23 protein-coding genes and 1 tRNA gene are annotated in these 24,826 nt (G+C 62.5%); 7 read left to right on the top strand and 17 right to left on the bottom strand.

Features of this window, described 5'->3' with window-relative positions; genetic code table 11:
• Positions 1 to 33: 33 nt before the first annotated feature.
• The 12 genes from purF to LJY25_RS12825 form a co-directional block, all read right to left on the bottom strand.
• Positions 34 to 1,539, bottom strand: a complete 1,506-nt coding sequence (gene purF, locus LJY25_RS12770) for an amidophosphoribosyltransferase (RefSeq protein ID WP_227608735.1) — start codon at positions 1,537 to 1,539, stop codon at positions 34 to 36.
• Between the two features lie 18 nt (positions 1,540 to 1,557).
• Positions 1,558 to 2,262 (bottom strand): phosphoribosylglycinamide formyltransferase, encoded by a 705-nt coding sequence (gene purN, locus LJY25_RS12775; protein WP_227608736.1) that lies wholly within the window; start codon positions 2,260 to 2,262, stop codon positions 1,558 to 1,560.
• Positions 2,259 to 3,551 (bottom strand): phosphoribosylamine--glycine ligase, encoded by a 1,293-nt coding sequence (gene purD / locus LJY25_RS12780; RefSeq protein ID WP_227608737.1) that lies wholly within the window; start codon positions 3,549 to 3,551, stop codon positions 2,259 to 2,261. Before purD ends, purN begins: the two co-directional genes overlap by 4 nt.
• On the bottom strand, positions 3,544 to 4,047 hold the full coding sequence (locus LJY25_RS12785; RefSeq protein WP_227608738.1) for a GNAT family N-acetyltransferase: 504 nt from the start codon (positions 4,045 to 4,047) through the stop codon (positions 3,544 to 3,546). The genes purD and LJY25_RS12785 overlap by 8 nt, the downstream gene beginning before the upstream one ends.
• The gene (locus LJY25_RS12790; protein ID WP_227608739.1) at positions 4,047 to 4,430 is read right to left on the bottom strand and encodes a nuclear transport factor 2 family protein; all 384 of its coding nucleotides are present in this window, start codon (positions 4,428 to 4,430) and stop codon (positions 4,047 to 4,049) included. Before LJY25_RS12790 ends, LJY25_RS12785 begins: the two co-directional genes overlap by 1 nt.
• Before the next feature lie 14 nt (positions 4,431 to 4,444).
• Complete coding sequence (locus LJY25_RS12795) at positions 4,445 to 5,845, bottom strand: phosphoribosylaminoimidazolesuccinocarboxamide synthase (protein WP_227608740.1); 1,401 nt, start codon at positions 5,843 to 5,845, stop codon at positions 4,445 to 4,447.
• A 45-nt stretch (positions 5,846 to 5,890) separates the two neighbouring features.
• Positions 5,891 to 7,006, bottom strand: coding sequence for a phosphoribosylformylglycinamidine synthase subunit PurQ (locus LJY25_RS12800; protein WP_227608741.1), 1,116 nt, complete (start codon positions 7,004 to 7,006; stop codon positions 5,891 to 5,893).
• A gap of 2 nt (positions 7,007 to 7,008) precedes the next feature.
• The gene (locus LJY25_RS12805; RefSeq protein WP_227608742.1) at positions 7,009 to 10,038 is read right to left on the bottom strand and encodes a phosphoribosylformylglycinamidine synthase subunit PurL; all 3,030 of its coding nucleotides are present in this window, start codon (positions 10,036 to 10,038) and stop codon (positions 7,009 to 7,011) included.
• A 125-nt stretch (positions 10,039 to 10,163) separates the two neighbouring features.
• Positions 10,164 to 10,769 carry an orotate phosphoribosyltransferase gene (pyrE, locus tag LJY25_RS12810; RefSeq protein ID WP_227608743.1) on the bottom strand — a complete coding sequence of 202 codons (606 nt, stop codon included), beginning with the start codon at positions 10,767 to 10,769 and terminating at the stop codon, positions 10,164 to 10,166.
• Positions 10,762 to 11,529 carry an orotidine-5'-phosphate decarboxylase gene (gene pyrF, locus LJY25_RS12815; protein ID WP_227608744.1) on the bottom strand — a complete coding sequence of 256 codons (768 nt, stop codon included), beginning with the start codon at positions 11,527 to 11,529 and terminating at the stop codon, positions 10,762 to 10,764. Before pyrF ends, pyrE begins: the two co-directional genes overlap by 8 nt.
• A complete protein-coding gene (locus LJY25_RS12820) occupies positions 11,517 to 12,380 on the bottom strand; it encodes a dihydroorotate dehydrogenase (RefSeq protein WP_227608745.1) in 864 nt (287 codons plus the stop codon). The genes pyrF and LJY25_RS12820 overlap by 13 nt, the downstream gene beginning before the upstream one ends.
• Before the next feature lie 169 nt (positions 12,381 to 12,549).
• Entirely contained in the window at positions 12,550 to 13,581 is a 1,032-nt protein-coding gene (locus LJY25_RS12825; protein ID WP_227608746.1) for an amino acid--tRNA ligase-related protein, read from the bottom strand.
• Positions 13,582 to 14,147: 566 nt separating this feature from the next.
• Here LJY25_RS12825 and LJY25_RS12830 point away from each other — a divergent pair.
• Positions 14,148 to 14,723 (top strand): DUF4468 domain-containing protein, encoded by a 576-nt coding sequence (locus tag LJY25_RS12830; RefSeq protein WP_227608747.1) that lies wholly within the window; start codon positions 14,148 to 14,150, stop codon positions 14,721 to 14,723.
• Between the two features lie 340 nt (positions 14,724 to 15,063).
• On the opposite strand, the gene LJY25_RS12835 is transcribed toward LJY25_RS12830, so the two are convergent.
• Positions 15,064 to 15,951: a DNA/RNA non-specific endonuclease gene (locus LJY25_RS12835; protein WP_227608748.1), complete on the bottom strand. Its 888-nt coding sequence runs from the start codon at positions 15,949 to 15,951 to the stop codon at positions 15,064 to 15,066.
• 443 nt (positions 15,952 to 16,394) lie between these two features.
• Here LJY25_RS12835 and LJY25_RS12840 point away from each other — a divergent pair, with 443 nt between their 5' ends.
• A complete protein-coding gene (locus tag LJY25_RS12840; RefSeq protein ID WP_227608749.1) occupies positions 16,395 to 17,465 on the top strand; it encodes a flavin-containing monooxygenase in 1,071 nt (356 codons plus the stop codon).
• A gap of 343 nt (positions 17,466 to 17,808) precedes the next feature.
• On the opposite strand, the gene LJY25_RS12845 is transcribed toward LJY25_RS12840, so the two are convergent.
• Positions 17,809 to 18,165 carry a T9SS type A sorting domain-containing protein gene (locus tag LJY25_RS12845; protein WP_227608750.1) on the bottom strand — a complete coding sequence of 119 codons (357 nt, stop codon included), beginning with the start codon at positions 18,163 to 18,165 and terminating at the stop codon, positions 17,809 to 17,811.
• A 144-nt stretch (positions 18,166 to 18,309) separates the two neighbouring features.
• Here LJY25_RS12845 and LJY25_RS12850 point away from each other — a divergent pair, with 144 nt between their 5' ends.
• From LJY25_RS12850 to LJY25_RS12860, 3 genes are all read left to right on the top strand, one after another.
• The gene (locus LJY25_RS12850; RefSeq protein WP_227608751.1) at positions 18,310 to 19,446 is read left to right on the top strand and encodes an NAD(P)/FAD-dependent oxidoreductase; all 1,137 of its coding nucleotides are present in this window, start codon (positions 18,310 to 18,312) and stop codon (positions 19,444 to 19,446) included.
• Positions 19,447 to 19,599: 153 nt separating this feature from the next.
• Positions 19,600 to 20,712, top strand: coding sequence for a type III polyketide synthase (locus tag LJY25_RS12855; protein ID WP_227608752.1), 1,113 nt, complete (start codon positions 19,600 to 19,602; stop codon positions 20,710 to 20,712).
• Positions 20,705 to 21,406: a methyltransferase domain-containing protein gene (locus LJY25_RS12860; protein WP_227608753.1), complete on the top strand. Its 702-nt coding sequence runs from the start codon at positions 20,705 to 20,707 to the stop codon at positions 21,404 to 21,406. Before LJY25_RS12855 ends, LJY25_RS12860 begins: the two co-directional genes overlap by 8 nt.
• A gap of 90 nt (positions 21,407 to 21,496) precedes the next feature.
• Here LJY25_RS12860 and LJY25_RS12865 read toward each other — a convergent pair whose 3' ends face one another.
• A complete protein-coding gene (locus LJY25_RS12865) occupies positions 21,497 to 22,399 on the bottom strand; it encodes a histone deacetylase family protein (protein WP_227608754.1) in 903 nt (300 codons plus the stop codon).
• Between the two features lie 98 nt (positions 22,400 to 22,497).
• Positions 22,498 to 22,572 (bottom strand) — tRNA-Val (locus LJY25_RS12870).
• A gap of 202 nt (positions 22,573 to 22,774) precedes the next feature.
• Between LJY25_RS12870 and LJY25_RS12875 the strand changes: the two genes are divergently transcribed.
• Positions 22,775 to 23,494: a porin family protein gene (locus tag LJY25_RS12875; protein WP_227608755.1), complete on the top strand. Its 720-nt coding sequence runs from the start codon at positions 22,775 to 22,777 to the stop codon at positions 23,492 to 23,494.
• Between the two features lie 72 nt (positions 23,495 to 23,566).
• Positions 23,567 to 24,097 carry a DUF6992 family protein gene (locus LJY25_RS12880; protein WP_227608756.1) on the top strand — a complete coding sequence of 177 codons (531 nt, stop codon included), beginning with the start codon at positions 23,567 to 23,569 and terminating at the stop codon, positions 24,095 to 24,097.
• Positions 24,098 to 24,163: 66 nt separating this feature from the next.
• On the opposite strand, the gene LJY25_RS12885 is transcribed toward LJY25_RS12880, so the two are convergent.
• Entirely contained in the window at positions 24,164 to 24,736 is a 573-nt protein-coding gene (locus LJY25_RS12885) for a type 1 glutamine amidotransferase domain-containing protein (RefSeq protein WP_227608757.1), read from the bottom strand.
• Positions 24,737 to 24,826: the final 90 nt, after the last annotated feature.

Below are 24,826 nucleotides of genomic sequence, written 5' to 3' on the forward strand. Positions count from 1 at the left end.
GCTCCTGCGCAGCAGCTCCTAAGTCCTGAAACATCAATGTTCGGTGGGTTCGGGGGCTTTAGCGCTGACGGAGGGCAGCGTGTCGGAGCGGCTTTCCTTGCCGCGGTGACTTTCCCGCTCTTCCTGAATGTGGCGCAGGTACTTGGTGACGTCGCCGGTGGGGTACTGACCCGAGAAGCAGGCAAAGCAGGAGCCGCCGTTGCCCTTGTCCTCGGCGAACAGCTCCTGCAAATCCGCCAGATCCTGGTAGATGACCCGGTCGGCCCCGATGTAGGCACAGATTTCGTCCTCGGTGTAGTTGGCCGCAATCAGGTCGGTGCTCATGGCCATGTCGATGCCGTAGATGCAGGGGCTCACGATGGGCGGAGCGCTGCTGATGAAGTACACCTCCTCGGCCCCGGCGTCGCGCAGGATGCGCACGATGCGGCGCGAGGTGGTGCCCCGCACGATGCTGTCGTCGACCACGGCAATCTTCTTGCCTTCCACAAACTCGCGGATCGGGTTCAGCTTCTTCTTGACGATGTCCTCGCGCCCGGCCTGGCTGCTCACGATAAAGGAGCGGCCCATGTGGTTGTTTTTCACCAGCGCCCGGCGGTAGGGTACGCCGATGGCCTCGGCCAGCCCGGAGGCGGCAAAGTAGCCCGACGACGGTACGTCGATGACCATATCCGGCTGAATGCCCGACTCAATCACCTTGCGGGCCAGCAGCTTGCCAAGCCGTACCCGCTCCCGGGCCACCAGCCGGCCGTGGATGCTTGAATCTTCGCGGGCGAAGTAGATGTGCTCGAACACGCAAAACGCCTTGGGTAGCTGGTACGGGTTCTTGTAGTGGACCTGGAAGTTCTGGTCGATAAACACCGCCTGGCCCGGGCCCACGTTCTTGATAAACTCAAAGCCCAGGTAGTCGAAGCAGGTGCTTTCGGAGGCAAAGGCGTACACGGGTCCCCGGTCGGTGTCGCGGCGGCCCAGCACCAGAGGGCGGATGCCCAGCGGGTCGTTGAAGGCCAGCAGGCCGTGCCCGGCAATGACGGTGATGGTGGCGTAGGCCCCTTTCACCAGCTCCTGCGTCGTTTCTACCGCGTCGAAGATGTCGACTACAGAGAGGTTATCGAGGTTTTTCAGGCGCAGCTCCGAGGCGAAGGTGTACATGATCAGCTCCAGGTCGTTGCTGGTCTTGGGCAGCACGTGGTACTTCTCGTGCAGGCGCTTGGCAGCCGAGCGGAAGTTGATGACGTTGCCGTTGTGCACCATGGCCAGCCCGAACGGGTAGCTGGTCGTGAAGGGCTGGGCCAGCTCGGCATCGCCGGAGCCCTGGGTGGTATAGCGGGCGTGGCCGATGCCAATGTTGCCCTTCAGCTTGCGGAGCTGCTTGGGCCGGAACACGTCCGAGATCAGGCCGTTGCCCTTGCAGAGGTGGAAGTTGTCGTCGAAGGTGGCAATGCCGGCGGCATCCTGCCCGCGGTGTTGCAAGGCGGTGAGGCCAAACACGATGTCGTGGGCGACGTCATCGGGACCGTAAAAACCTACTATTCCGCACATGGCTTTTTCAATTAACAATTAAGAATTATGAATTAAGAATTGGGTGAAATCGTCAGTATTAGCGGAGCCAATTCTTACTTCTTCCTTGTTAATTCTTAATTCTTGGCGCAGCAAGCCGGCCAGCGTATTAGCGTACAGAAAGTGTTCCACCGCCAGACCGCGGCGCTCTACTTCTTCCAGGGTATCGGCTCCGCGCAGGTCCACGGGAAACTGGGCGAGGATGGTGCCGGTGTCGAGGCCTTCGTCAACCAGGTGCACCGTTATTTTGGTTTCCGGCAGTTGATTTTCAAACGCCCACTCGTAGGCATGCAGCCCCTGGTGCAGGTGGGTGTCGGCGGGATGAATGTTGAGGATGCGGCCGGCAAAGGCGCGAATGAACGTGGGCGACAAAATGCGCATGTAGCCGGCCAGCACCACGTAGTCGGGGCGGTAGCTGTTTAGAATTTCCACCACGTCAGCATCAAATTCGGCCCGCTTCCGGCCCTGGCTGGGCAGAAACGCCGTGGGACAGCCCATACTGGCCGCCGCAGCCAAGCCGGGGGCCTCGGGCTGGTTGCTGAACACCACCGCTACTTCGGCCAGCCCCTGTAAAACGCCCTGCTGAACGGCCTTTACCAGCGCCACCATGTTGGAGCCCCGCCCCGACAGCAGAATTGCCAGCCGGGCCGGACACCTTGGCGGTACCGGCGGCAGATCGGCGCTATGTTCTAGCTGCTGGCTCACCGTACCTCGCTAAATACAACCGTGGGCTCCGGGCGCTGACCGATATCGGGCCGGATATATACGTCCTGAAACTGCACGCGCCCGGCTTCGCGGTACACCTGCGCCACGGCTTCCTCCAAGTCCTGCCCGTGTCCGACGAGCACCAGTACCCGCCCCCCGCTGGTAACGAGCTGCCCCCCCTGCCGGCGGGTAGCGCCATGAAAGGCGAGGATGCCGGGGGGCAGCTGGTCGATGCCGGTGATGGGAAAGCCCGTGGGAAACTGCGCGGCGGGGTAGCCGCCCGAGGCCAGCACCACGCCCAGGTAGCAGCCGGGCCGCTGCCGGACCGTGGTGCGCGCCAAGGTGCCGTCCAGTGTCGCCTCAATCAGCTCCAGCAAACTGCTTTCCAGGGCCGGCAACAGCACTTCGGCCTCCGGGTCGCCGAGGCGGGTGTTGTACTCCAGCAGCTTCGGGCCCTCGGGCGTAAGCATGATGCCGAAGTACAGAAACCCCTTGAAGCTGAACTGCTCGTGCTGAATGCCTTGCAGCGTGGGGTCGATGATGTCGCGGCGGATGGCGGCCAGCACGTTGTCGTCGCAGAACGGGACGGGGCAGTAGGCGCCCATGCCGCCGGTGTTGGGGCCCTGGTCGCCGGCCAGCAGCTGCTTATGGTCCTGGGACGGAGCCAGCAGCCGGATCCGGTTGCCGTCGGTGATGCCGATGATGCTGATTTCCGGCCCGATGAGCTTTTCTTCGAGCAGGAAGCTAAACCAGCCGGTGTGCTGGGCCTGCAGATCGGTAAGCGCCGCCTCGGCTTCTTCCACCGACGAGCACACGTACACGCCCTTGCCGGCCGCCAGCCCGTCGTACTTCACCACCACCTGCCCGCCCAGCTCGGCGGCTTTGGCCCGGGCCTGGCTCATCCTGTCGCTCCGGTACTGCCAGGCCTGGGCCGTAGCCACGCCGTGGCGGCGCATAAACTCCTTGCTCCACACCTTGGAGCTTTCCAGCACCGCCCCGGCCCGGCTCGGCCCGAACACGCGGATGTCGGAGCCGGCGAAAAAGTCCGCCACGCCAGCGGCCAGCGGGGCCTCGGGCCCTACGACCAGCAGCTTCACGTCGTGCGCTTCGCAGAAAGCCTGGATGGCGGGAAAGTCGGTGGCGCTGATGTCGGGGTGGCTGTTGGGAATGCCGCCGTTGCCGGGCAGCACGTGCACGGTGGCTCCGTCGCGGGTCAGCTTCCAGGCTAAGGCGTGTTCCCGGGCCCCGCCCCCGAGCAGTACGACGGGCGTGTTTACTGGGCTAGTCATAGGCGGATACTTCAGTTGCAGTAAGGGAGGTCAGGGGCTTGCCAAAGCAGGCGGAGTTGGCGCGGCCGACATAGCGGCCATAGTTTTCGCGGCGCTGGTAGCCGTTTTTAAGGTAGAAGCGGCAGGCTTCGGTATTGGCCACCCGGGTTTCGAGCCACAGCTCGGTGTAGCCGGCCTGCCGGGCAGCCAGCTCAAGCCCGCGCAGGACCGTCTCCCCGATGCCCTGCCGGGAGTATTTGGCGAACATACGCTTTACTTCCCCGACGCCTTCGCCTTCTGCCAACGGCCGCACGGCCCCGCAGCCCACCGCCTCACCCTCCTGCCAAGCCAGCAGAAAGAGGTAGCGCGGGTCGTCGCTGAGCCACTCCGTGAAGGATGCCCGCCCGTCGCTGCCGAAGCGCGCACCCAGCTCTTCCGACAAGGCGTCGAGCAAGGGCTGGGCCTCCGCCGCGAGGGGCGAAGAAGCTTCGAGCAGAAGGGTGGCGGCGGTGGGCATCAGCTGATGTCGTCGATGGCGATGATTCGGCCGTTGGCAAACTTAAAAACCGACTTGCCCTGCAGCCGCAGCGTGTCGCCGGCCTTTAGCCCGTTTGGAAAGTCGATGGCTGCCACGCCGGTGTAGTCAAGCAGCACTTCCACGCGGTTGCCGGCCACCTGCCAGTTGGTGACGCGCTGCTCCCGCTGACTGAAATACTGCCGGGCCTGCTCGGCCTGCTGCCGGAAGCTTTCCTTACTGGTCGTCGTCAGGTTTACTTCGCCGCCCAAGATGTTCCGGAACACAACGTCCTCGTGCAGGCCCGCCAGCATACCGGCCACGTCAAAGCGGTTGTAGGCTTCGATATAGGCTTGCACCAGCTGCTTTTGCGGGGAGGTTTCCATCGGCCAGTTTTACTTTACAGCACCCGCAGCTCGGCGTCGGCAGCCCGCAGCTTGGCTTTGGTAGCCTTGATTTCCCGGCTGAGCTGCTCGCGCAGGCGGGGCAGGTTCAGGGCCCGTACTGCCGCCTGGGCCGCGTTGTCGGGGCGCACCACGGTCAGGTTGGGCGTGGCCGAGGGCATGATGACCGACGAGTTCAGGTTGGCGGTCAGCTCGGCGAAGTCCTTCCAGGGCGGGCAGCTGATGACAGGCACGTTCACGTTGGCCGCAACGGCTCCGCCCAGGCCGTTGGACAGGCCGGCCACGGCGATGATGACGCCGGGCTCCACCGAGTTATTCCACACCTCGGCCATGACTCCGATTTCCTCCCCGTTCTTGTGGGCCGAGGTCACGCGCAGCTGGGTGAAGAGGTTGTAGCCCTCGAAAAAGGACCGGATTTTCAGGCAGTGGTCCTTGTCGGCCGGGGAGCCCATCACGATGTTCACCCAGGCATCCTTCATGAGGCCGGCGCGCACGAGGTTGCCCACGAGGCGGGTCCGCACGTCGCCGCCGGTGGTGGTTTCGTCTCCGGTGGGCAGCGGGGCGCCGGTGATGCGCTGGTAGATGTCGAGGTAGCGGCGGCTGGCTTCGGCCGATACTTCCGGCGTGAGCGAGCGGGGATACTGCCCGTCCTGCTTGTTCTGCATCAGCCACTGGCGCACGTACTCCTTGTCCATCTGCTCCACGCCCTCGGGGTTGCGGGCATAATCCTCGGCACTCCAGAACCGCGACGAGTCGGGCGTGTGGATTTCGTCAATCAGAATCAGCTCCCCGTTCAGCAGACCGAACTCGTACTTGGTATCGACCAGGATAATGCCGCGCTCGGCCATCCACGCGGAGGCGAAGTTGAACAGCTCCAGCGACTTCACCCGCATCTGCTCGTACAGCTCGGCCGAAACCCAACCTTCCGAAACCAGGTTTTCCGGGGTGATTTCGCGGTCCGACTCTTCCTTGGTGGTCGGCGTCACGATAGGCTCGGGAAACTGCTGGTGCTTGACCAGGCCGTCGGGCACCGATACGCCCGAGAAGGTGCGCTGGCCTTTCTGGTAGCCGCGCAGCATGGAACCCGTGATGTAGTTGCGCACAATCATCTCCACCCGGATCGGCTCGGCCTCTTTCGCCAGGGTCACGTTCGGGTCGAGCAGCTCGATGACGTGGTTCGGGATGATGTGGCGGGTTTTGTCGAACCAGAAAGCGGCCAGCCCGTTCAGCACCGCGCCCTTGTGGGCTACCGGCGTTTCCAGCACCGAGTCAAAAGCCGACAGCCGGTCGGTGACCACGATAAGCCGCTCCCCGGAAGGGGCACGGTAGGAGTCGCGGACTTTGCCGCGGTGCAGGAGTTCGAGCTGGGGCGTTGCGAAGTGGTTGAGCGTGTTCATAGAGTTGGTTCAGCCAGCCCCGGGGCCGGCGGGTGGCAGAAGTAGTTAAGATGAGAATTGGTAGGCTTCCTGAGGGGCAGTGGCCAGCTGGCGCTGCACGTGGGCCACAATGTTGCGGAACAGCCGGAGTCCGTCGCCTTCCTCGCTCAGGCCGGGATTGGTGCGCTTGCGCCGGGCCCAGTCGGGGTGGTTGTAGAGCGAGAGAAAGGCTTCCGGGTGGGGCATCAAGCCGAATACCTGCCCGGTGGGGTCGGTCAGGCCGGCGCAGTTCAGATCGGCGCCGTTGGGGTTGTGCGGGTACACGTCGGTGGGCGAGCCGTCGTAGTCGATGTAGGAAAGGCAGTTCAGGCCCCGGGTTTCGATTTCAGCCAGGGTGCCGGCGTCCGAAATCACGAGGCGGCCTTCGCCGTGGCGCACCGGCACTTCCAGCGTGTCGATGCCCCGCAGAAAAGGCGAGCTGGAGTTCGGGTTGACTTTCAGCCGCACCCACCGGTCTTCGTACCGGCCCGAGGCGTTGTGGGTCAGCGTGACTTCCGGCGTCACGTCGCCGCCCAGGTTGGGCAGCAGACCGAGCTTGACCAAGACCTGGAAGCCGTTGCAGATGCCCAGCACGAACTTGCCGTCGGAGATAAACTGGCGGATGTCGTCGAGCAAGGTTTGGCCGCCCGGCATCCGGCGGTAGCGCAGCTTGTTGGCCAGCACCACGCCCGAGCCCAGGTCGTCGCCAAAGGAAAAGCCGCCGGGAAAGTTGAGGATGTCGAAGTCGTGGATGCTGACGTGGCCCAGCAGCACCTGGTTGAGGTGCACGATGGTAGCGTCGGCCCCGGCCAGGCGGTAGGCGGCCGCAAACTCCTCTTCGCAGTTGATGCCGAACCCGGTCAGGATCAGGGCCTGGACTTTGGAGTTGGTTTCTGGTTGCTGGCTGCTGATTGGTGATTGTTGGTCAGATGGCCCTTCCGGCTCAGGACTGGAAGTTTCGGACTCCGAGGGCGCGGCTTCTTCGGTTTCGCGCAGGGGTTCGGTGGACTCGTGGCCGCCATCCACGCTTTTGTAGCCGGGCATTACGATGTTGCCTTTGTCGTCGACCACCTCGTAGCCGGGGTCCTCGTGCTGGGGCCGGGGCGGGGTGTTCTGGTCGGGCAATTGGGGAAGCTGTTCCATAGTTAGTGTGCGGGCTCGTGCTGGCCGAAGCCGATGATTCGATTAACCGGGCCGTTGGTCCACTCCCGGCGCAGGGCGGCGGTGTCGGCGGCAACGACGGTCTGCCCACCGTGCCGGAAGGTGAGCTGCCCGTCGGCCGTGACGCGACCGAGTCGGGTGGCGCGGAGGCCAAAGTGCCGCTCGAAGGCTACTACATCTTCCGGGGCCACCGTGGCCACGAAGCGCGAGTGCGACTCGGCGAACAGCTGGGCCGTGAGGCTCAGCGCCCCGGCGGGCAGCTCAACTTCCGCCCCGAAGCCGTAGCCGAAGGTGGCTTCAGCCAGGGCCACGGCCAGGCCACCGTCGGACAGGTCGTGGCAGCTCTGAATCAGCCTTTGTTCGTTGGCCTGGCCGATCAGGATGTAGAGGGCTTTGGCTTCCTCGAACCGAACCTTAGGGACGTTGGCGCCCAGCTCGCCGAACAGCTGGTAGAATTCCGAGCCGCCCAGCTCGTCGTAGGTTTCGCCCAGCAGGTACACCACGTCGCCTTCCTGCTTGAAGTCGGAGGTGATGGTGCGGCGCACGTCCTCGATTTTAGCGGTCATTGAGTACAGCACCGTGGGCGGCACCGAAATCTTGACGCCGTCGGCCTTGAAGTCGTTTTTCATGGAGTCCTTGCCCGAAGTCAGCGGAATGCAATAGGCCGCCGTGGCGTCGCGCAGGGCCTGGCACATCCGCACCAGCTTAGCCAGCTTGAATTTGCCGTCGGGGTTCGTGACGGGGTCGTACACCGAGTCGGGCACGCAGAAGTTGTCGTTCACCGACCAGAAGGTGCCGTCGCTGTAGCTCAGGTTGGGCAGCTTCCCTCCCACCGCCACGATCTGGCGCACTGCTTCGTCAAACGCCCCGGCCGACATGTGGTAGGCATCCAGGTCACCGAACCGGGGCAGGATGCCATTGCTGACGGCCACGCCTTCCCAGCTTTCAAAGTTGAAGCGCACCACGGCGGCGTCCTGCGGGGCCTGACCCGTGGCGCCCATCAGCGGCTTGATAATGGTGCGGCCCTTGACTTCGTGGTCGTACTGCCGGATGACGGACTCGCGGGAGCAGATGTTGAGTGAGCCGAGCAGGCGGGTCAGCACGTCGGTGTAGTCGAGGTCAGCGGGCAGGGTCGGCTCCAAAGCTTCGGGCCGGGTCCACTCCGCTTCCAGCACCTTGCGCGGCACGCCTTCGTGCAGAAACTCCATGTGCAGATACGCCACCGGCTTATCGTCGAAGCGCACGTCCAGCAAGCCGTTGTCCGTGAAGTAGCCGATGTCGGTCAGCTCCACTTCCATCTCCCGGCCCAGTTCCAGCAGCGCACCGAGCTTACCCGGCTCCACGGCCAGCGTAAACCGTTCCTGCGACTCCGACACGAAGATTTCCCAGGGGCGCAGCCCGGCGTACTTGAGCGGCACTTTCTCCAGCTCCACCACGGCCCCGCCGCTGATGGTCGCCAACTCGCCGATGCTGGACGATAGGCCGCCCGCGCCGTTGTCGGTGCTGCACTTGATGAGGCCCCGGCGGGAGGCCAGGATCAGGAAGTCCATGGCCAGCTTCTGCGTGATGGGGGACCCGATCTGCACGGCCGTGGCGGGCGAGGTTTCGTCGAGCTCGATGCTGCTGAACGTGGCACCGTGGATGCCGTCCTTGCCCACCCGGCCCCCGGCCATGATGATGCGGTCCTGCGGGTCAATCTTCTTTTCCCAGGAGTCCAGACCGGCCAGCTGCATGGGCATCACTGCTCCGGTGCCGCAGTACACGAGCGGCTTGCCCGCGTACCGGTCGTCGAATACGATGGCCCCGTTCACCGTGGGCACACCCGACTTGTTGCCTCCATCCTCGATGCCCTTGCGGACGCCCTCGAAGATGCGGCGCGGGTGGAGCTGGTTGCTCAGCAAAGTGCCGTTGAACTCGGGGTTGCCGAAGCAGAGCACGTTGGTGTTAAACAGCAGCCGCGCACCACCAATGCCGGTGGCCAGCGGGTCGCGGTTGTTGCCCAGGATGCCCGTAATAGCTCCGCCGTAGGGGTCGATGGCCGAGGGGGAGTTGTGCGTCTCTACCTTCCACACAAACAGCGAGTCGGGATTGATACGCACGGCCCCGGCATTATCGGAGAAAACCTTGATCAGCCAGTCGTTGCCGTTGGCCCGCAGCTGCCGGTCTACTTCAGCAGTAGCGTTTTTGATGTAGGTCTTGAACAGCGAATCGACCTCGAACGCCTCGCCCGTGTCGGCATCTGTGTACTTGATGACCGCGCTGAACTCCTTGTGCTTGCAGTGCTCCGACCAGGTCTGGGCAATGATTTCCAGCTCGCAGTCAGTGGGGTCGGTGGGCAGCCCGGCGGCTTCCCGTTCGGCGCGGATGCTGAGGTAGTGGCTGCGGACAGCCTGCATTTCGGCCAGGTTAAGGGCGTAGAGGTTGGCTTTCGAGAGCTGCACCAACTCCTCGTCGCTCAGCCCGGCCAGGGGCACGAGCTCCGTAACGACTTCGGCCCCGCCACCCGGCCGCGGGGTATAGTCGCGGATCTGGGTGATGGGGCCGGTTTCGAAGCGGTTGATAAGCTTGTTGCCGAGCAGCTCCTGGGCGAGTCGGCGCAGGTCGGGTTCCGGGAGGTCGTGTTCCAGGAAGTAAAGCCGCTTGCTGAAGATGTGCTGGGTGTGGGTGTCCAGCGGCCGGTTCAGAAAGTCGCCGAGCGCGTTCTGGGCCGAGATGCCCTCGTCGTCGGTTACGCCGGGCAGCTTAGCCACCAGGATGTAGCTTTTGAAGGCAGGGTCGTGGCGGAACTCGTCGAGGGCCACGTCGTGCAGCACCGGGTCCTGGAGGCAGCTCTGGGCGAAGTTCCGCAGCTCGTCGTCGCTGACCGGGTAGCGCACCGTGTAGAGGGCGGTGCTTTGCACCCGGCCCGTGTTCAGGTTCAGGTGGCGGGAGGCAGCTTCGGCCACGCGTTGTCCCTCGCCGTCGTGTTGACCGGGTTTGGGCAGAAGCTGAATGGTTCTTGGGGTAGATTCCAAAAGGAGGAGGTTGTCTATTTTTCGGTATCCCAGGCCCGGCCAACGGGGCCGACCTGAGGAAGCCTACCCCAGGCGGGGTACGCCGAAAATGCCTTGCTCCGCGGCCGTTTGCCAGGGGAGTAGGTTTAAGAAAACGCTTTTTCCGGCCGACTGCCGGGCTTCACCACCGGAACGTCTGCCCGGCACAGCGGGCAATCATCAGGTGCGTAGGTGGCCGCCGTTACCGGCAGCAGGGCAAAGGTCGGAAAAGAAAGCTCGGCTTTCCCACCCGTGCGGTCAATTAAACTCGCCACGGCTAAAATTTTTCCACCCAGCCCTTCCAGCACCCGCGCTACTTCCCGGGTGCTTTTGCCCGTCGTGACCACGTCCTCGGCAATGATGATGTGCTGCCCGGGCTCAATCGAAAAGCCGCGGCGCAGGGTCATCTGCCCCGATTCGTCGCGCTCGGTGAAGATGCCGGGCACCGCCAGCTGCCGGGCCAGCTCATAGCCAATCACCACCCCGCCCATAGCCGGGCCCACCACGATGTCGGGCTGCAAACCAGCTTCCCGGATTTGCCGGGCCAGCTCGGCGGCGGCCGGCGCGGCCAGGTCGGGGCAGCGCAGAAACCGGGCACACTGCACGTAGGTATCGGAGTGCAGACCGGAGGAAAGCCGGAAGTGCCCGCGCAGCAGCGCGTCTTCCTCCATCAGTTGCTGCTCCAGGGTGGTGGCGTAAACAGGATCAGGCATAAGCAAGGGCGGGGCGGTAGAAATTGATTTGGCGAACCAGGTCGCGGGCGGCCGTGCCGGCATCAGCCGCCTGCCAGATAGCCCGGGAAGCGTTGATGAGCAGTCCGCTGCCGTCGGCGCGCAGGCCGGCTTTGATGGTATCGGCCAGGTCGCCGCCCTGGGTACCCACGCCGGGCACCAGAAACCACTGGTCGGGGCAGGCCGTCCGCACCCGGGCCAGAGCTGCGGGGTCGGTAGCGCCTACCACCAGGCCAATGTTGTGGTGCTGCTGATCCAGCGCGCACGACACCCGCGCGGCCAGGTCGCTCACGTAGCCGCCCCGGGTCAAAGCCACGTCCTGCAGCGAGTGGGCGGGCTTGTTCGAGGTTTTGGCCAGCACGAACACCATCTTATCCGGCCGCGCGAAGGGCACGATGGCGTCGTCGCCCATGTAGGGGTTTACCGTCACGGCGTCGGCTCCTACCCGGTCGTAGGCAAAGGCGGCGTAGTGCTCGGCGGTATTGGCGATGTCGCCAAACTTGCCATCGAGAATCACCGGAATTTCTTTCGGTACCAGCGCCACGATTTCGCGCAGCAGCTCCACGCCCCCTTCCCGGCTTAGAAAGAACGCCAGGTTGGGCTTGTAGGCCGCGGCGTAGTCAGCGGTCTGGGCAATGATGGTGCGCAGCTTCAGCGCCACGGTATCGTCGGGGCCCACGGGGTCCAGGCCAATGCAGAGCAGGGTGTGGGCCTCCCGGACCCGGCGAATCAGCTTTTCCATGTGGTGGCTACAGTTTCTGGTTTAAGATTCTCGCACTCGGCGGCCAGGCGGGCCGTCAGGCCGGGCGCCAGCCATTCGCCACTGGCAATCTGCACCGCGCTGGCGCCTACCCGCAGGTAGTCGACCACGTGGCCGGCCGTGAAGATGCCCCCGGTGCCGAAGATGGGTAGGGTTAGCAGCTCGTCGTGGGCCAGCTCGTACACGCAGCGCAAAGCCACCGGCCGCAGCGCCTCACCCGACAAGCCGCCTACCAGCGGGGGCGCCGTGGCGTCGTCGGGCAGGTGCAGGGCTTTGAGAATATTGGTAGCGGCCAGGGCTGACGCGCTGCCTTCCTGGGCGCCCAGGGCCAGCCCCCGGATGTGGTCGGGCCAGGGCGGCAGCTTCACCACCACGGCGGCGTCGGGCCCCAGCTCGTTGCGCACCGCTTCGGTGGCGTCGCGCACGAACTTCGGCGTAATGTCGGTGCCCCGCCCGGTTTCAGGGCAGGTGATGTACACTTCCACCCCGGCAATCTGGGAGCCCGCTTCGCGGTGCAGAAAGCGGGCAATCTTGCGGAAGCCCGGAATACCCGGGGCCGTTACGCTCACCAGCACCGGCACGCCGTAGCGCAGCAGCCCCGACAAATGCTCCTGCACCAGGATTTCGGCGCTTTCGGTGCGCATGTTAGTGGCGTTGAGCAGGGTCTGATCGGCCACCTGCCAGATGCCGGCCTCGTAGCGGCCGGGCCGGGGCTCCATCGTGACGGTACGGGTGAAAATGGCGCCGAGCCGCTCGTAGCCGGCCCCTTCCAGCTGCCAGGGCGCCGAGGCCAGGCAGATCGGGCTTTGCAGGGTAAGATTTCCGAGTTGCATGGCTTTATTAAAGCTGTTTGCTAATAGCTGTTGGCTGTTAGCCCTTTGTCTAAAAGGCCAACAGCCAACAGCCAACAGGTTTTAAAGTAGCGCCATTGGCAGTTTGCCAACGACATCATTGCGGCTTCTTCAAAAGCTAACAGCTACTAGCTATCAGCCAACCGCTTCCTTAGATAACGTTGTCGCGGTTGATCAGGAAGGGTACGCAGTCGCGGATGTCGGTCTGGCCGAGGATAAACTGGGCTACCCGGGCCATGCCCACGCCGGCACCGGAGTGCAGCTTCACGTCGTGCTCCTCGTGGAAGCTCAGGTACCACTCGAAGTCTTCCAGCTTCATGCCCTGACGGATAAGCCCGGCCAGCATCGAGCTTTTGGCCAGCTTCTCGCGCAGCTTGGCACCGTCGAACTCCCGCTCAGCCGAGCCGGCCGACTCGCCGGCCAGGGGCAGCAGCAGGTCGGAGGAGTTTACCACGCGGGGGTCCTCGTCGTTGTTGCGCATGTTAAAGAACTTGATTTCCTCGGGGTAGTGCGTCACGAACATCGGGCCCATCAGCTCGGTGAGGCGGCCTTCATGGGTAGCGCCCAGGTCGTCGCCGAACACCAGCTCGGGGAAGCCCTCGGTTTTGAGCAGCTCCACGGCGTCGGCGTAGGTCATGCGCTTAAAGGTCAGGTTGCTCAGGTCGGCGGCGTTGCGGCCAAACAAGGCCAGCTCCTTTTCGCAGTCCTGGGCAACCTGGCGGGCGGCGCCGGCCACAATGCCGGAGAGGTGGCCGAGCAGCTCGTCGAGGTCACCGATGTGCTCGATTTCAAACAGGCTGAACTGCGCCAGACGGCGGTTATCCGCGGTCAGCTCCTTGCGGAAGCTCTGGATTTCGCCGTACACGCGGCCGCCTTCCACGGCCTGGGTCAGCATCTCGATGTAGAGCTGGTTGCTCTGGGGCAGGAACATCTTCTTGCCGTCGTACCAGTCGATGGTGAACAGCGTGTCGGTGTTTTCGCAGGCGCCGGTCACGCCCACAATGTGGGGCATGTTGTGCACGGCCATGAAGCCTTCCGACTCTACATACTTGCGGGCCCCGCGGAACATGGCGTCCCACACCTTGATTACGGCCATGCGGCGCGGGTCGGTGCTGAGGTTGACGTTGCGCGTGGCGGCAGCAGCCACGGTCATTTCCTGGGCGAGGGCGAGGTTGTCTTGCATGTTAGCGGGGGTTGGAAGTTGGTATGGTGAAAAATGGAGAAGCCACGGAGCCCCGCATCCGGCCGTTTGGGCCGGACATAAAAAAACCGCTGCGGAAACCGGAGCGGCAAAACGGGGAAAACAGAAAAACGGAAGAATCAATAGGGGAAAAGACCTTCCGGTCTTTTCGCAGAACCGCGTTATGGGAGGTTCTGCGCTTCATCAGATAGTTTGATTGAGGTGAAGCACGTCGCAAAAGTACCAAACGCCTCAGGCCCGGTCTTAATGCCCGGCGTTAAGTTTATGTTACCAAAATGTTACGCCTGACGCACAGACAAAAACATTTAAGCAAAATAATTATATAAATCATAAATAAAACAAAATGTATTCCACAGCCCTACAGTCGAAAAAGAAACGTTTTAACGCTGTTAATCAGCGCTATTGACGCTGACAGGCACCCTAACTTCACAAAAAAATAATTTTACTAAAGTGAAAAAAATACAACTCCCGGGATTACATTTACAATACTGACCTAACAGCTTCGTCGCCTCTGAACTGTATCTCTACTCCTTTGAACGGACTATGCCATGAAAAAAGTACTGTTTTACATACTTACTGCCGCTTTGCTGTCCTCGTCGTCCACCGTCTGGGCACAGTCCTCCGCTCCCATCGAGTACAGCGAGCGGGTTCCGGTCGATAATACCAACAAAGGCTCCCTGTACCGGCGCGGACTGGACTGGGCCCAGAACCATTTTGCCTACACCCCAACCTCCGAGTTCAAGACCGACCCCAGCACGGGCAGCATCCGGGTTATCGGTACGAGCAAGGTGAAGCCGGTGAATGCGGCCGGTAAAGACCAGATTTCCATTGTGCGCTTTGAGTTTATATTCAACTGCACGAGCCAGGGCTATACCTATAGCGTAGGATCGTTCCGGTATGTGCCGGACCCCAAGAAAAACCCGAATCAGACGATTTCGCTTGACGAATACCTCTCGGAGCTGGCCGCCGACAAGAACATCGACAAAAGCCACAACGACCGGCGGGTAGCGGCCCAGGCCAACGCCCTGGCCAGCGAAATCGCCATGAACTTCCGCTCCTTTATGAACACCATCCCCACCATTGAGGATGGCAGCGTGGGCCTGCCCGCCAACAGCGGCGAGTAACGCCCGCAGCGTCTGCGCTAAACAAGAAAAGCGCCCCTACCCGACGAGTTGTCGGCAGGGGCGCTTTTAATTGGTAGCCCGGGCAGGCGGGGCCCGCTGCCGGAAGGGTGCCTGGTACTGCAAGGGCCGCGCTTCCGGCAGCGTACACTGACGGGGAGAAAAGAAGAAAGCCGCGTTGCAGCGCGGCTTTCCAGGTTCAACACAATTCTCCTTCTCACTCAGTAGACAAAAGTACAATTAATGCAGCAAAGAATAGCTGGGCGGGAAGAGGTTAACGAAATAAAAACCTGAAGGTTACCTATTTCTTACAACCAACGCTCCTGCTTTCTCACCAGCCCGTTTACTGGGTGGGGCCGCTGTCGACGCGCGACTCAACGGTCGACTGCACCGTGGATGACACGGCGGAGAGAATGTTGTAGCCGGTGGCCTGCTCGATGGCATCAACCGTGGTGCGGTAGGCGCCCCAGCTGGTACCGATGCTGGTGGTGTTGGGCGTATCGATGGCAATAACCCGGGTGCTGGTCGTGACGCGGCTGGCATCCGACGTGCCCTGGGGCAATACCACTACTACTTTCCAGCAGCGGCTGGGTACGGTAATCTTGCCGCTGGCAATGGTGGTGGCATAGCCGTTCAGGCCCGTGCCACCGGAGCCGTAGCTGCCACAGATAATGTAGAGCTCGTAGCCCTGGTTGACCAGCGTGCGGCAGTAGTTTTCCAGGCCAGCCCAGGTCTGCTGGTTGTTTACCGATGCCTGGGGCATCATGTTGGTCATCAGGAAGGTGGCCGAGTTGTCGGCAATCGAGCCGGTGCGGTCAGCCGAGGGGCAGTTATGGCCCCGGTCGAAGCCCGAGCCGGTGTATGAGCTGCTCGTGGCCCGGAACCAGCCAGTTGGCAGCGTAGCATCGGCAGAGAAGTTGTCCTGGCGCGGGGTGCTGCCCAGCCAAGCCGAGCTCAGGTGCCAGCTTACCCAGTTGGGCTTGCCCCGGTCGCGGCTGTACGAAAGCACGAACTGGCTTTTGCTCATCAGGTAGTTGTTCGGATAATTCGTCGCATCCGTCACCGCACCGCTGGGGTTGCCCATGGTCAGGTGTCCATCCCGGGTAGCATCGAAGCTTTGCGAAACGGCAGTTGGCTCGGCAACGGGAGCTACATCCTCCTTACGCGAACAGGACAAGGCAGCGGTGCCCAGCAGCGAGAAGGCAAACAAACGGTAAAGTGTACGCTTCATAGGTGTGGTGATGGATGTGAAAAAAATGGGAAAGAGCGGAATTGCCCGAATTGAAATCCTGGCAAAGATCATGGGTACTAGGTAGACAGAAGTTACGAGAATATTACCATTTAGGCCAATATCTTACACATGTCCTAATCAGAAACGCAAGTGGCTTACTATTAGAAAGTAGCGCTTATATAATATTATACTGTTCAACGCATCCTCTGGCCCCTCCACTCCCCAGGTTGCAAATGCGGACAGCCTCAAAACCCCTGCTGTTCTCCCTTTCCGCCACAGAAAAGGCTTTTACCGGCTGCCACCTGGTCTGGATCCGCTGGTGCCTCCGTGAGCTGCCCAGCGGGAAACCGATAGCTCCAGGGCTGTCCGACCAGGCCGGAATTTTCTGCCTCCTCCGTTTCCCGGGCCAAAGGGTCTATTTTGCCGGTCGTTTTCCTTTCTTTATGACTTCCTCCTCTCTAGCCTCTACCCCATCCGTCGACACCGTAGTTATTGGGGCGGGGCAGGCTGGTCTGGCCGCCGCCTACTACCTGCAGCGGGCCGGCGTCGACTTTGTAGTGCTGGACGAGCAGCCGGCGGTGGGGCAGGTATGGGCTTCCCGCTACGACTCCCTTCGCCTGTTTTCTCCGGCCTGGGTAAGCAGTTTGCCTGGGCTGAGCTGGCCGGGCAACCCACTGCGGTACCCCACAAAAGCCGAAACCGCCGCTTATCTGCAGCAGTACGCAGCTTATTTCAACTTCCCTCTTCATCTACAGCAGCGCGTCGAGCAGGTTACTGCCGTTGCGGGCGGCTACGATCTGCTCACTGCGGCGGGCCACCGCTACCGGGCGCAGCGGGTGGTGGTTTGTACCGGTCCTTTCTCGGCTCCGCGCATTCCCGACTTTGCCCCGGATCTGGCTTCCGGGATTGAGCAGCTGCACAGCAGCCGGTACCAGCGGCCAACTCAGCTGCCCGGCACCGGCCCCGTGGCCGTCGTTGGCAGCGGCAACTCAGCCCTGCAGATTGCCGCCGACCTGGCCGCTACCGGGCGCCCGGTGTATGCCTGCTACCAGGAAACCACGCCGGCCTTGCCCAACAATACGGCTATGTGGGCCTTTCTGATGGGCAGTGGCCTGCTGCGCACCTCCCGTCATTCGGCCCTGGGCCGACGGCTGCTGGCCCGGCCCGAGCCCGTTGTAAGCGCCGACCTGGCCCGGCTGCGCCGCTTTGCCAACGTACAGTTTATTGGCCGGGCGCGGTGCGTACTCGACGGCAACAAACTACAAGGTGAAAGCGGCGACTCCGCTCCCCTGCAGGGCGTGGTGTGGGCTACCGGGTACCGTCCCGACTTCGGCTGGCTGCAGGTGCCTGTTCTTGGGGAAGACGGATTGCCCCGGCACCACCGGGGAGTCAGTGAGGCGCCGGGGCTGGCGTTTCTGGGGCTGCCCTGGCTGAACAGCCGCCGCTCAGCGCTGATGGGCGGCGCCGGCGCTGATGCCCGCTACGTGGTGGAGCAGCTGCTGAAAAGCACATAATTATACTAAAACCCCATTCCTGCTTTCAGGGTTAGAAGAGCAGTCAGGCCCGCGGAGCTTTATCTACCGGACTTTTGACTGCCCGTTCTAGCTTAACTTCTACGCCCATGTCCCTGCTTATCTTCCTGGGAATTCTGCTCGCTACGGCGGTGCTGGCCCTCAATACGTTCGACAACCTGAAGGAAATGCTGACGCCCGTACCCGTACGGTCCAACCACAAGTAGACTTTCCTTTCTATCAGCAGATAGCACCTCTGGCGAGGTGCTATTTTTTTGACCTTAGCGGCACAAAAAAACCGCCCTGCCAGAGCAGCGCGGTCTTGATAATAATCAGCAGCGGAAGCTTAGCGGATAACCAGCTTGCGCATCTCGTTGGTGTTGGCCGATTCCAGCTTGATGTAATACAGGCCGGTGGCAAACTTGCTCAGGTCGAGGGTCTTGGTGTACCGGTCGTTGAGCTCGGTAAGGGTTTCACGGTAGATAACCGATCCAATAACGTTCAGAATCCGCAGCTCAATCTTTCGGCCTTCGAAGCCGTTGATAGCAATGTGGACGATACCGGTGCTGGGGTTCGGATAAACAAGCAGGCTCTTTTCCTCGCTCGTGGGGCGGGTAGGCTGAGCAACAGTAGGCAGGCTATGGCCCATCAGGCCCAGGCTGAAGAATGACAGCAGTAAAAAAAGGCGTAGCAGTTTCATCATTCAGTAGCAAGAAAGTACTTGGGAGCAAGTCGGATAGCCTGATCTAACGAGCGGCTAAAGATTAGGTTTGCAAAGATACGGCTAATCCCAGGCATATTAACTAAATATAACTCATTTTCAATAGTCTTCCCCACCTTTTGCCCCGTGTCTAAAAGCTTTCCTGCGCTTCCCGTTCTGATTATTGGCGGCGGCCTGGGCGGCCTCACGGCTGCCCTCGACCTGGCCGGCCGGGGCCATCAGGTGACGGTAGTGGAGCGGAAGCGGTACCCCTTTCATAAAGTTTGCGGTGAGTACGTATCCAACGAGGTGTTGCCTTACCTGCGCCGCCTGGGCGTTGACCCCGCCCCGCTGGGCCCGGCTGCCATTACCCGGTTTCAGCTAACGTCTCCCGCCGGGCGGACCCTCGACGCCCGGCTCGACCTGGGCGGGTTTGGCGTCAGCCGCTACTGCCTCGACGACTACCTCTACCAGCAGGCGTGCCGCCGGGGCGTGACCTTCGAGCTGCAGTCCACCGTGACGGACGTGCAGTTTGAGCCGGCTGCCAACTGCCACCGGGTCGTGCTGGCCGACGGGCGGACCCTGCGGGCCCAGGTGGTGCTGGGCGCCTACGGCAAGCGGGCCAGCCTCGACCGGCAGCTGCAGCGCCCGTTTTTTCAGCAACGCTCCCCCTACGTCGGAGTCAAGTACCACCTGCGCGTTGATTTCCCACGCGACCTGATTGCCCTGCACAACTTCGCCGACGGGTACGCGGGCATTTCGGCCATCGAAGAAGACAAGTACTGCTTCTGCTACCTTACCACGCGCCAAAACCTCAAGACCCACGGCACCATCCCGGCTATGGAAGAGCAGGTGCTGGCCCGCAACCCCCACCTGCGCCGGATCCTGACGGAAGCCGAATTTCTGTATCCACAGCCCGAGGTTATCAACGAAATTTCCTTTGCCCCGAAAACCAGCGTCGAAAACCACGTGCTGATGTGCGGGGACGCGGCCGGGCTGATTACGCCCCTTTGCGGGAACGGCATGGCCATGGCCATCCACGGGGCCCAGCTGGCTTCCGACCACGTACACGACTTTCTCGCCGGGCGCACCACCCGCGAAGCCCTCGAAGCCCGCTACCAGCGCGACTGGCAAACGCACTTCGGCCGGCGGCTGCAGGTAGGGCGGGCTGTGCAGCGCCTGTTTGGCGGGCCCCGGCTCAGCGAGCTGGTCGTAGGCGGGCTGCGGTACTGGCCCGGGGCCGTGCGGGCCCTGATGCAGCGCACCCACGGCCAGCCGTTCTGAGCCGGCCGGGGTAAAACTTTATGGCCTCGGAATGCTTTCGACTTAGAATCCCGTCCTTAACGGCAGATTTGACCCGCTTGCTACTGTGTGCCCCCGGTAACTTGCGGCTCAGCTCCAACCCGCGGCAGGGTGTCTCTCCGTATACTGAGCTTAATGACCAGCTTCCTTTGTGCCATTGGCACTGCCAACCCGCCCCACCGCATCCCGCAGCCCCAGATTGCCACGTTTATGGCCAACGCGCTCCAGCTCGACGAGGCCGGCACGCGCAAACTGCGGGCGCTCTACCGGGTGTCGGGCATCGGGCAGCGCTTTTCGGTGCTGCCGGACTACGCCCGGGAAAACGGCGACTTCACGTTTTTTCCGAATACCCCCGACATTGAGCCCTTCCCGTCGGTAGGCCAGCGGATGGGCGTGTACCGGCACGAAGCCCTGCCGTTGTCGGTAGCCGCGGCCCGGGACTGCCTGCGGCAGCTGCCAGAGCTGCAGCCTGCTCAGATAACCCACCTCATCACGGTGAGCTGCACGGGCATGTACGCGCCGGGGCTCGACATCGAGCTGGTCGAGGCGCTGGGGCTGCCCACGAGCGTACAGCGGACCTGCGTCAACTTTATGGGCTGCTACGCGGCCTTTAATGCCCTGAAGCTGGCCGATGCCTTCTGCCGGGCTGATGCCAACGCCCGGGTGCTGCTGATCTGCACCGAGCTGTGCACGATTCACTTTCAGAAAAGCCGGGAAGACGACCACCTGGTTTCCAACGCGCTGTTTGGCGACGGCTCGGCTGCGGCCGTAGTGCAGGCCCGGCCTGCCGAGCAAGGTCCGAGCCTGGCGCTGGAAGCGTTTCACTGCGGCCTCGAGCCCGACGGCCGCGCTGATATGGCCTGGCATATCAACGACTTCGGCTTTGAAATGACGCTGTCATCGTACGTGCCCCGCATGATTCAGAAGGGCATCCGCCAGCTCACCGACGGGCTGCTACAAAATCTGCCCCTGAAGCTGAGCGACATTCACGCCTTCGCCATTCATCCCGGCGGGCGCAAGATTCTGGAGACGATTGAGCAGGAGCTGGGGCTGACAAACCACGACAACCGCTTCGCCTACCAGGTGCTGCGCGAGTACGGCAACATGTCGTCGGCCACGGTGCTATTTGTGCTGCGCGAGCTGCTTGCCTCCCTGACCCCGGCCGAAAGTCAGGAGCCGGTGCTGAGCTTTGCCTTCGGACCGGGCCTGACGCTGGAAGCTATGCTCTTACGCGTGCACCATGCCTGATCTGAGCCGCCGGTCCAGCGAGGAAGAGCTGATGGACGACCTGACGCTGGCCACCGAGGCGCTGCGGCAGAACCTCGACGAACTGGAAGTCATCAACACCTGGCTGGGCGGCTACCGCATCGTGACCGACGGGCTGAGCCGGCTGAAGCCCCGCTTTCCCGCTGCTACGCCCCTGCAGCTGGCCGACCTGGGCAGCGGGGGCGGCGACACGCTCCGCGTTATTGCCCGCTGGGCCCGCCGGCAGCGCCTGCCCGTGGTGCTGACGGGTATTGACGCCAACACCTTTATGCTCGACTACGCCGCCGGCAAGAGCCGGGACTACCCGGAAATCGGCTACGAGCAGCACGACGTGTTTTCGGACGATTTCCGGACCCGGCGCTTCGACGTGCTTACCTGCAGCCTGTTCTGCCACCACTTCCCCGATGAAGCCCTGGTGCGCCTGCTGCGGCAGCTGCGGGAGCAGGCCCGGGTGGGCGTCATCATCAACGACCTGCACCGCCATCCGCTGGCCTACCACAGCATCAAGTGGCTGACCCGGCTGTTCGGCGGCTCTTACCTTGTGCAGAACGACGCGCCCCTGTCCGTCGCCCGGGCCTTCAGCCGCCAGGACTGGCAGCGCCTGCTCCATCAGGCTGGCATCGAGACCTATGAGCTGCGCTGGCTCTGGGCCTTCCGGTGGCAGGTTATCTTTTGAGCTTCAAGCTGTAAGCTACAAGCCGCAAGTTCGTTCGGGAGTGCCTCCGCCAAAAAGCCTGGGGCTTGCAGCGTGAAAGGCGCTTGGAGCTCAGAACAGATCCTGGGCGAGACGGAACGTGTTGGCATGGGCTTCCACGATGTCGCTGATTTTCTCGGAGTAGCCCCCGCCCATGCACACCACGACGGGTACGCCGTGGCGCCGGCAGCTTTCGAGCACGTACCGGTCGCGCTGCTTGCAGCCTTCCCGGGTCAGGGCCAGCTTGCCCAGCTTGTCGGTAGCCAGCACATCGACGCCGGCCAGGTAGAACACGAAGTCGGGGGCTACTTCCTGGAAAAGCCGGGGCAGCGTGTTGCGCAGCAGCTGCAGATAAGCCGCGTCGTCGGTGCCGTCGGGCAAGGGCAGGTCCAGGTCCGACTGCTCTTTGCGGTGGGGGTAGTTCCGGTCGCCGTGCATGCTGAAGGTGAACACCCGGGGCTCCTGCTGAAAGATGCGGGCCGTGCCGTTGCCCTGGTGCACGTCGAGGTCGATGATCAGGATTTTGCCAATGCCCGCCTCGTGCCGCAGCAGGTAGTTGGCCGCCACCGCTTGGTCGTTGAGCAGGCAAAATCCCTCGGCCCGGTCGGCAAAGGCGTGGTGCGTTCCCCCGGCAATATTGAGCGCGATTCCGTGCTGCCGGGCCCGGCGCGCACATTCCACCGTGCCACCCAGAATCGTTACTTCCCGCTCAACCAGGGCCGGGGACCACGGGAAACCGGACGCGCGCTCCTCCTGCCGGGTCAGATCGCCGGCGCACAGGCGGCGGTAATAGTCGGCCTGGTGGGTTTCCAGCGTCAGGGCTTCAGCCGGGGGCACGGGCACGAAGAAGCTTTCCTCCGCCACCGTGCCTTCACGCAGCAGCTGCTCGGGCAGCAGCTCGTACTTCAGCATCGGAAACCGGTGGTGGGCAGGCAACGGGTGGGCGTAGAGCGGGGCCCAGGCAATGGACAGCATAGCGGGCAGCAAAGTGGACGCCGGGGTGCCAGGGCGAGTCGGCCCGGGGCCTCAAAATGCCACTACCCGGCCTGAAGGACCGGGTAGTGAAGAAAACGTGGGGCGTACTGGGCTCGAACCAGTGACCCCTACCTTGTCGAGGTAGTGCTCTGAACCAACTGAGCTAACGCCCCGGGAAAATCCGGGAGGCCAAAAGGCGGGCAAAGATACGGGCGGACGGCTGAGTACAAGCACCCAGAGCAGAGAAATTTTTGATTGGCTGGCTTCCGGGCGCAACTTTCTGACCGGGCGAAAGTATAGCGACATACTCATGGTTTGGCGAATATCCTTGTTCGTCGGCCTGAATTTTCCTTCTGACCTAAACTCACCTCACCTATGAAAAAGCTTCTTCTCATCCTCTCCTGCTGCGTAGCCGCTACGGGCGCATTTGCCCAGGACGGCCCCATTGGTGTTCCCAAGTCCACCGATTACGCTCCCGACGCCGGCAACGATTCCCGCAACACCGGCTTCGGCGTGAAGGGCGGCTTCAACCTGGCCGATGTATACGGCGACAATGCTGACAACTACAAAGACCAGGGCAATGTCAAGACCTTCCACGCCGGGGTTTACGGACAGTACGGCTTCAACTCCCGCATCTCGATGCAGACCGAGCTGCTGTACAGCCGGCAGGGCTTTAAAGGCGGCTCCACCTACTCTCCCACTACCGGCACGAGCACCACGGTAAATGAGCGTCGCCTCGACTACCTGCAGCTGCCGGTACTGGTTGTGTTCAACGTCCTCGACAACGTGAGCCTGCACGCCGGCCCCCAGGTGTCTTTGCTGACCAAAGTGCAGGAAGACGGCAAGGACCGTAAGATTGCCAACGAGAACAACAACGCCGGTACGCCCATCTACGGCTACAGCTACAGCAGCCTCGACTATGGCCTGTCGGCCGGTGCAGAGGCCCGCGTTGGTCCCGCCCGCGTTGGTGCCCGCTACACGGCCGGCTTTGCCGACATTATCAAGGAGCAGGTGAAAACCAGCACCAGCACGGCCCTGAACGACATCCGCAACAACGTGTTCCAGGTGTACGTGGGCATCGGCTTCGCCCGCTAGCACTGACGATTATCTGAGTTGAGAAAAGGAAGCCGCGCCGGCTTCCTTTTTTTTGTGCTTTCTTCCCGGCTCATGGCCTTGCTCTGTTTGCTTCTTACCCTGCTTCCGGCGCCTCTGGCCCGGCTACCCGCCATCAACCACAGCCGGGAGCTGCTGGCTGAGCAGGGCATGGCGGTGCTCGGCGCCTGGGCCCTGCTCAACCTGCTCGTCAGCGGCTACTACGTGGCCCAATCCGATAGTCGTACCGAAGGCCGGTGGTTTCACCTGATGAACGTAAGCTGGAACGTGGTCAACGCGGTGCTGGCAGTAGTCGGGATGCTGCGGGCCCACCCGGGCGACGTAGCCAGCCTGACGCTGGCGGCAAGCCTGGCGGCCCAGTTCGACTTTGAGAAGATTCTGCTGCTGAACGCGGGCCTGGATGTAGCCTACATCGCCGTGGGCAGCTGGCTGCGGGCCGGAGCACCCCGGCACGCCAAACCCGTGCGGCAGCTGGGCTTCGGCCGGTCCCTGTGGGTGCAGGGCAGCTTTCTGCTGCTGTTCGACCTGGGCTTCTACTTCGTGTACCACCGGCACGCAGCCGAGCTGCTGGCGCTGGTGGGCTAACCGCAAAAAGCCCCTGCTACGTTGGTTACAGGGGCTTTTTGCGTTAGAAGGTAATGACCGGGCCTGCTACGAGCGGGGCTGGTGCTGGCCTTCGGCAATTTCCTCAATCAGCTTCTGGCTGAAGGCCGGAATGTCGCCGGGGTTGCGGCTGGTGACGAGGCCCTTGTCGGTGACAACGGTTTCGTCGGTCCACTGGGCGCCGGCGTTCTGCAGGTCGGAGCGCAGGCTGGGCCAGCTCGTCACGTTGCGGCCGCGGAGCAGGCCGGTCTCAATCAGCGTCCAGGGGCCGTGGCAGATGGCACCCACCGCCTTGCCCGAACGCATCATCTCCGTCACAAAGCTCACCACCCTGGGCTCCATGCGCAGCTTGTCGGGGCTGATGACGCCGCCGGGCAGCAGCAGGGCGTCGTAGCTGCCGGCCTGAACCTCGTCGATGGTCTTGTCGACCTTCACCTTGTCGCCCCAGTCGTTGCCGTCCCAGCCCTTGATAGAGCCCGATTTAAGCGAGATGACGTGGGTTTCGGCGCCGGCATCTTCCAGCGCCTTTTTGGGCTTCTCCAGCTCCGACTGCTCAAAGCCGTCGGTGGCGACAATGGCAATCCGCTTGCCTTTCAGTTTATCAGATCCGAAAATGCTCATGGTGTAGGGTTGTGATTGAGTTAGGATAGGAACAGAAAAGCCGGCCCGCTTACGCGCACCGGCTTTTTACTTAACGCAAGGTTGAGCTTC

This window comes from Hymenobacter translucens, assembly GCF_020685205.1.
GTDB classification, from domain to species: Bacteria; Bacteroidota; Bacteroidia; order Cytophagales; family Hymenobacteraceae; genus Hymenobacter; species Hymenobacter translucens.

Coding starts and splice junctions, on each gene's coding strand:
- purF (WP_227608735.1), bottom strand. CDS start 1,539: ATGTGCGGAATAGTAGGTTTTTACGGTCCCGATGACGTCGCCCACGAC.
- purD (WP_227608737.1), bottom strand. CDS start 3,551: ATGACTAGCCCAGTAAACACGCCCGTCGTACTGCTCGGGGGCGGGGCC.
- LJY25_RS12785 (WP_227608738.1), bottom strand. CDS start 4,047: ATGCCCACCGCCGCCACCCTTCTGCTCGAAGCTTCTTCGCCCCTCGCG.
- LJY25_RS12790 (WP_227608739.1), bottom strand. CDS start 4,430: ATGGAAACCTCCCCGCAAAAGCAGCTGGTGCAAGCCTATATCGAAGCC.
- LJY25_RS12795 (WP_227608740.1), bottom strand. CDS start 5,845: ATGAACACGCTCAACCACTTCGCAACGCCCCAGCTCGAACTCCTGCAC.
- LJY25_RS12800 (WP_227608741.1), bottom strand. CDS start 7,006: ATGGAACAGCTTCCCCAATTGCCCGACCAGAACACCCCGCCCCGGCCC.
- pyrE (WP_227608743.1), bottom strand. CDS start 10,769: ATGCCTGATCCTGTTTACGCCACCACCCTGGAGCAGCAACTGATGGAG.
- pyrF (WP_227608744.1), bottom strand. CDS start 11,529: ATGGAAAAGCTGATTCGCCGGGTCCGGGAGGCCCACACCCTGCTCTGC.
- LJY25_RS12820 (WP_227608745.1), bottom strand. CDS start 12,380: ATGCAACTCGGAAATCTTACCCTGCAAAGCCCGATCTGCCTGGCCTCG.
- LJY25_RS12825 (WP_227608746.1), bottom strand. CDS start 13,581: ATGCAAGACAACCTCGCCCTCGCCCAGGAAATGACCGTGGCTGCTGCC.
- LJY25_RS12830 (WP_227608747.1), top strand. CDS start 14,148: ATGAAAAAAGTACTGTTTTACATACTTACTGCCGCTTTGCTGTCCTCG.
- LJY25_RS12835 (WP_227608748.1), bottom strand. CDS start 15,951: ATGAAGCGTACACTTTACCGTTTGTTTGCCTTCTCGCTGCTGGGCACC.
- LJY25_RS12840 (WP_227608749.1), top strand. CDS start 16,395: ATGACTTCCTCCTCTCTAGCCTCTACCCCATCCGTCGACACCGTAGTT.
- LJY25_RS12845 (WP_227608750.1), bottom strand. CDS start 18,165: ATGATGAAACTGCTACGCCTTTTTTTACTGCTGTCATTCTTCAGCCTG.
- LJY25_RS12855 (WP_227608752.1), top strand. CDS start 19,600: ATGACCAGCTTCCTTTGTGCCATTGGCACTGCCAACCCGCCCCACCGC.
- LJY25_RS12860 (WP_227608753.1), top strand. CDS start 20,705: ATGCCTGATCTGAGCCGCCGGTCCAGCGAGGAAGAGCTGATGGACGAC.
- LJY25_RS12865 (WP_227608754.1), bottom strand. CDS start 22,399: ATGCTGTCCATTGCCTGGGCCCCGCTCTACGCCCACCCGTTGCCTGCC.
- LJY25_RS12875 (WP_227608755.1), top strand. CDS start 22,775: ATGAAAAAGCTTCTTCTCATCCTCTCCTGCTGCGTAGCCGCTACGGGC.
- LJY25_RS12880 (WP_227608756.1), top strand. CDS start 23,567: ATGGCCTTGCTCTGTTTGCTTCTTACCCTGCTTCCGGCGCCTCTGGCC.
- LJY25_RS12885 (WP_227608757.1), bottom strand. CDS start 24,736: ATGAGCATTTTCGGATCTGATAAACTGAAAGGCAAGCGGATTGCCATT.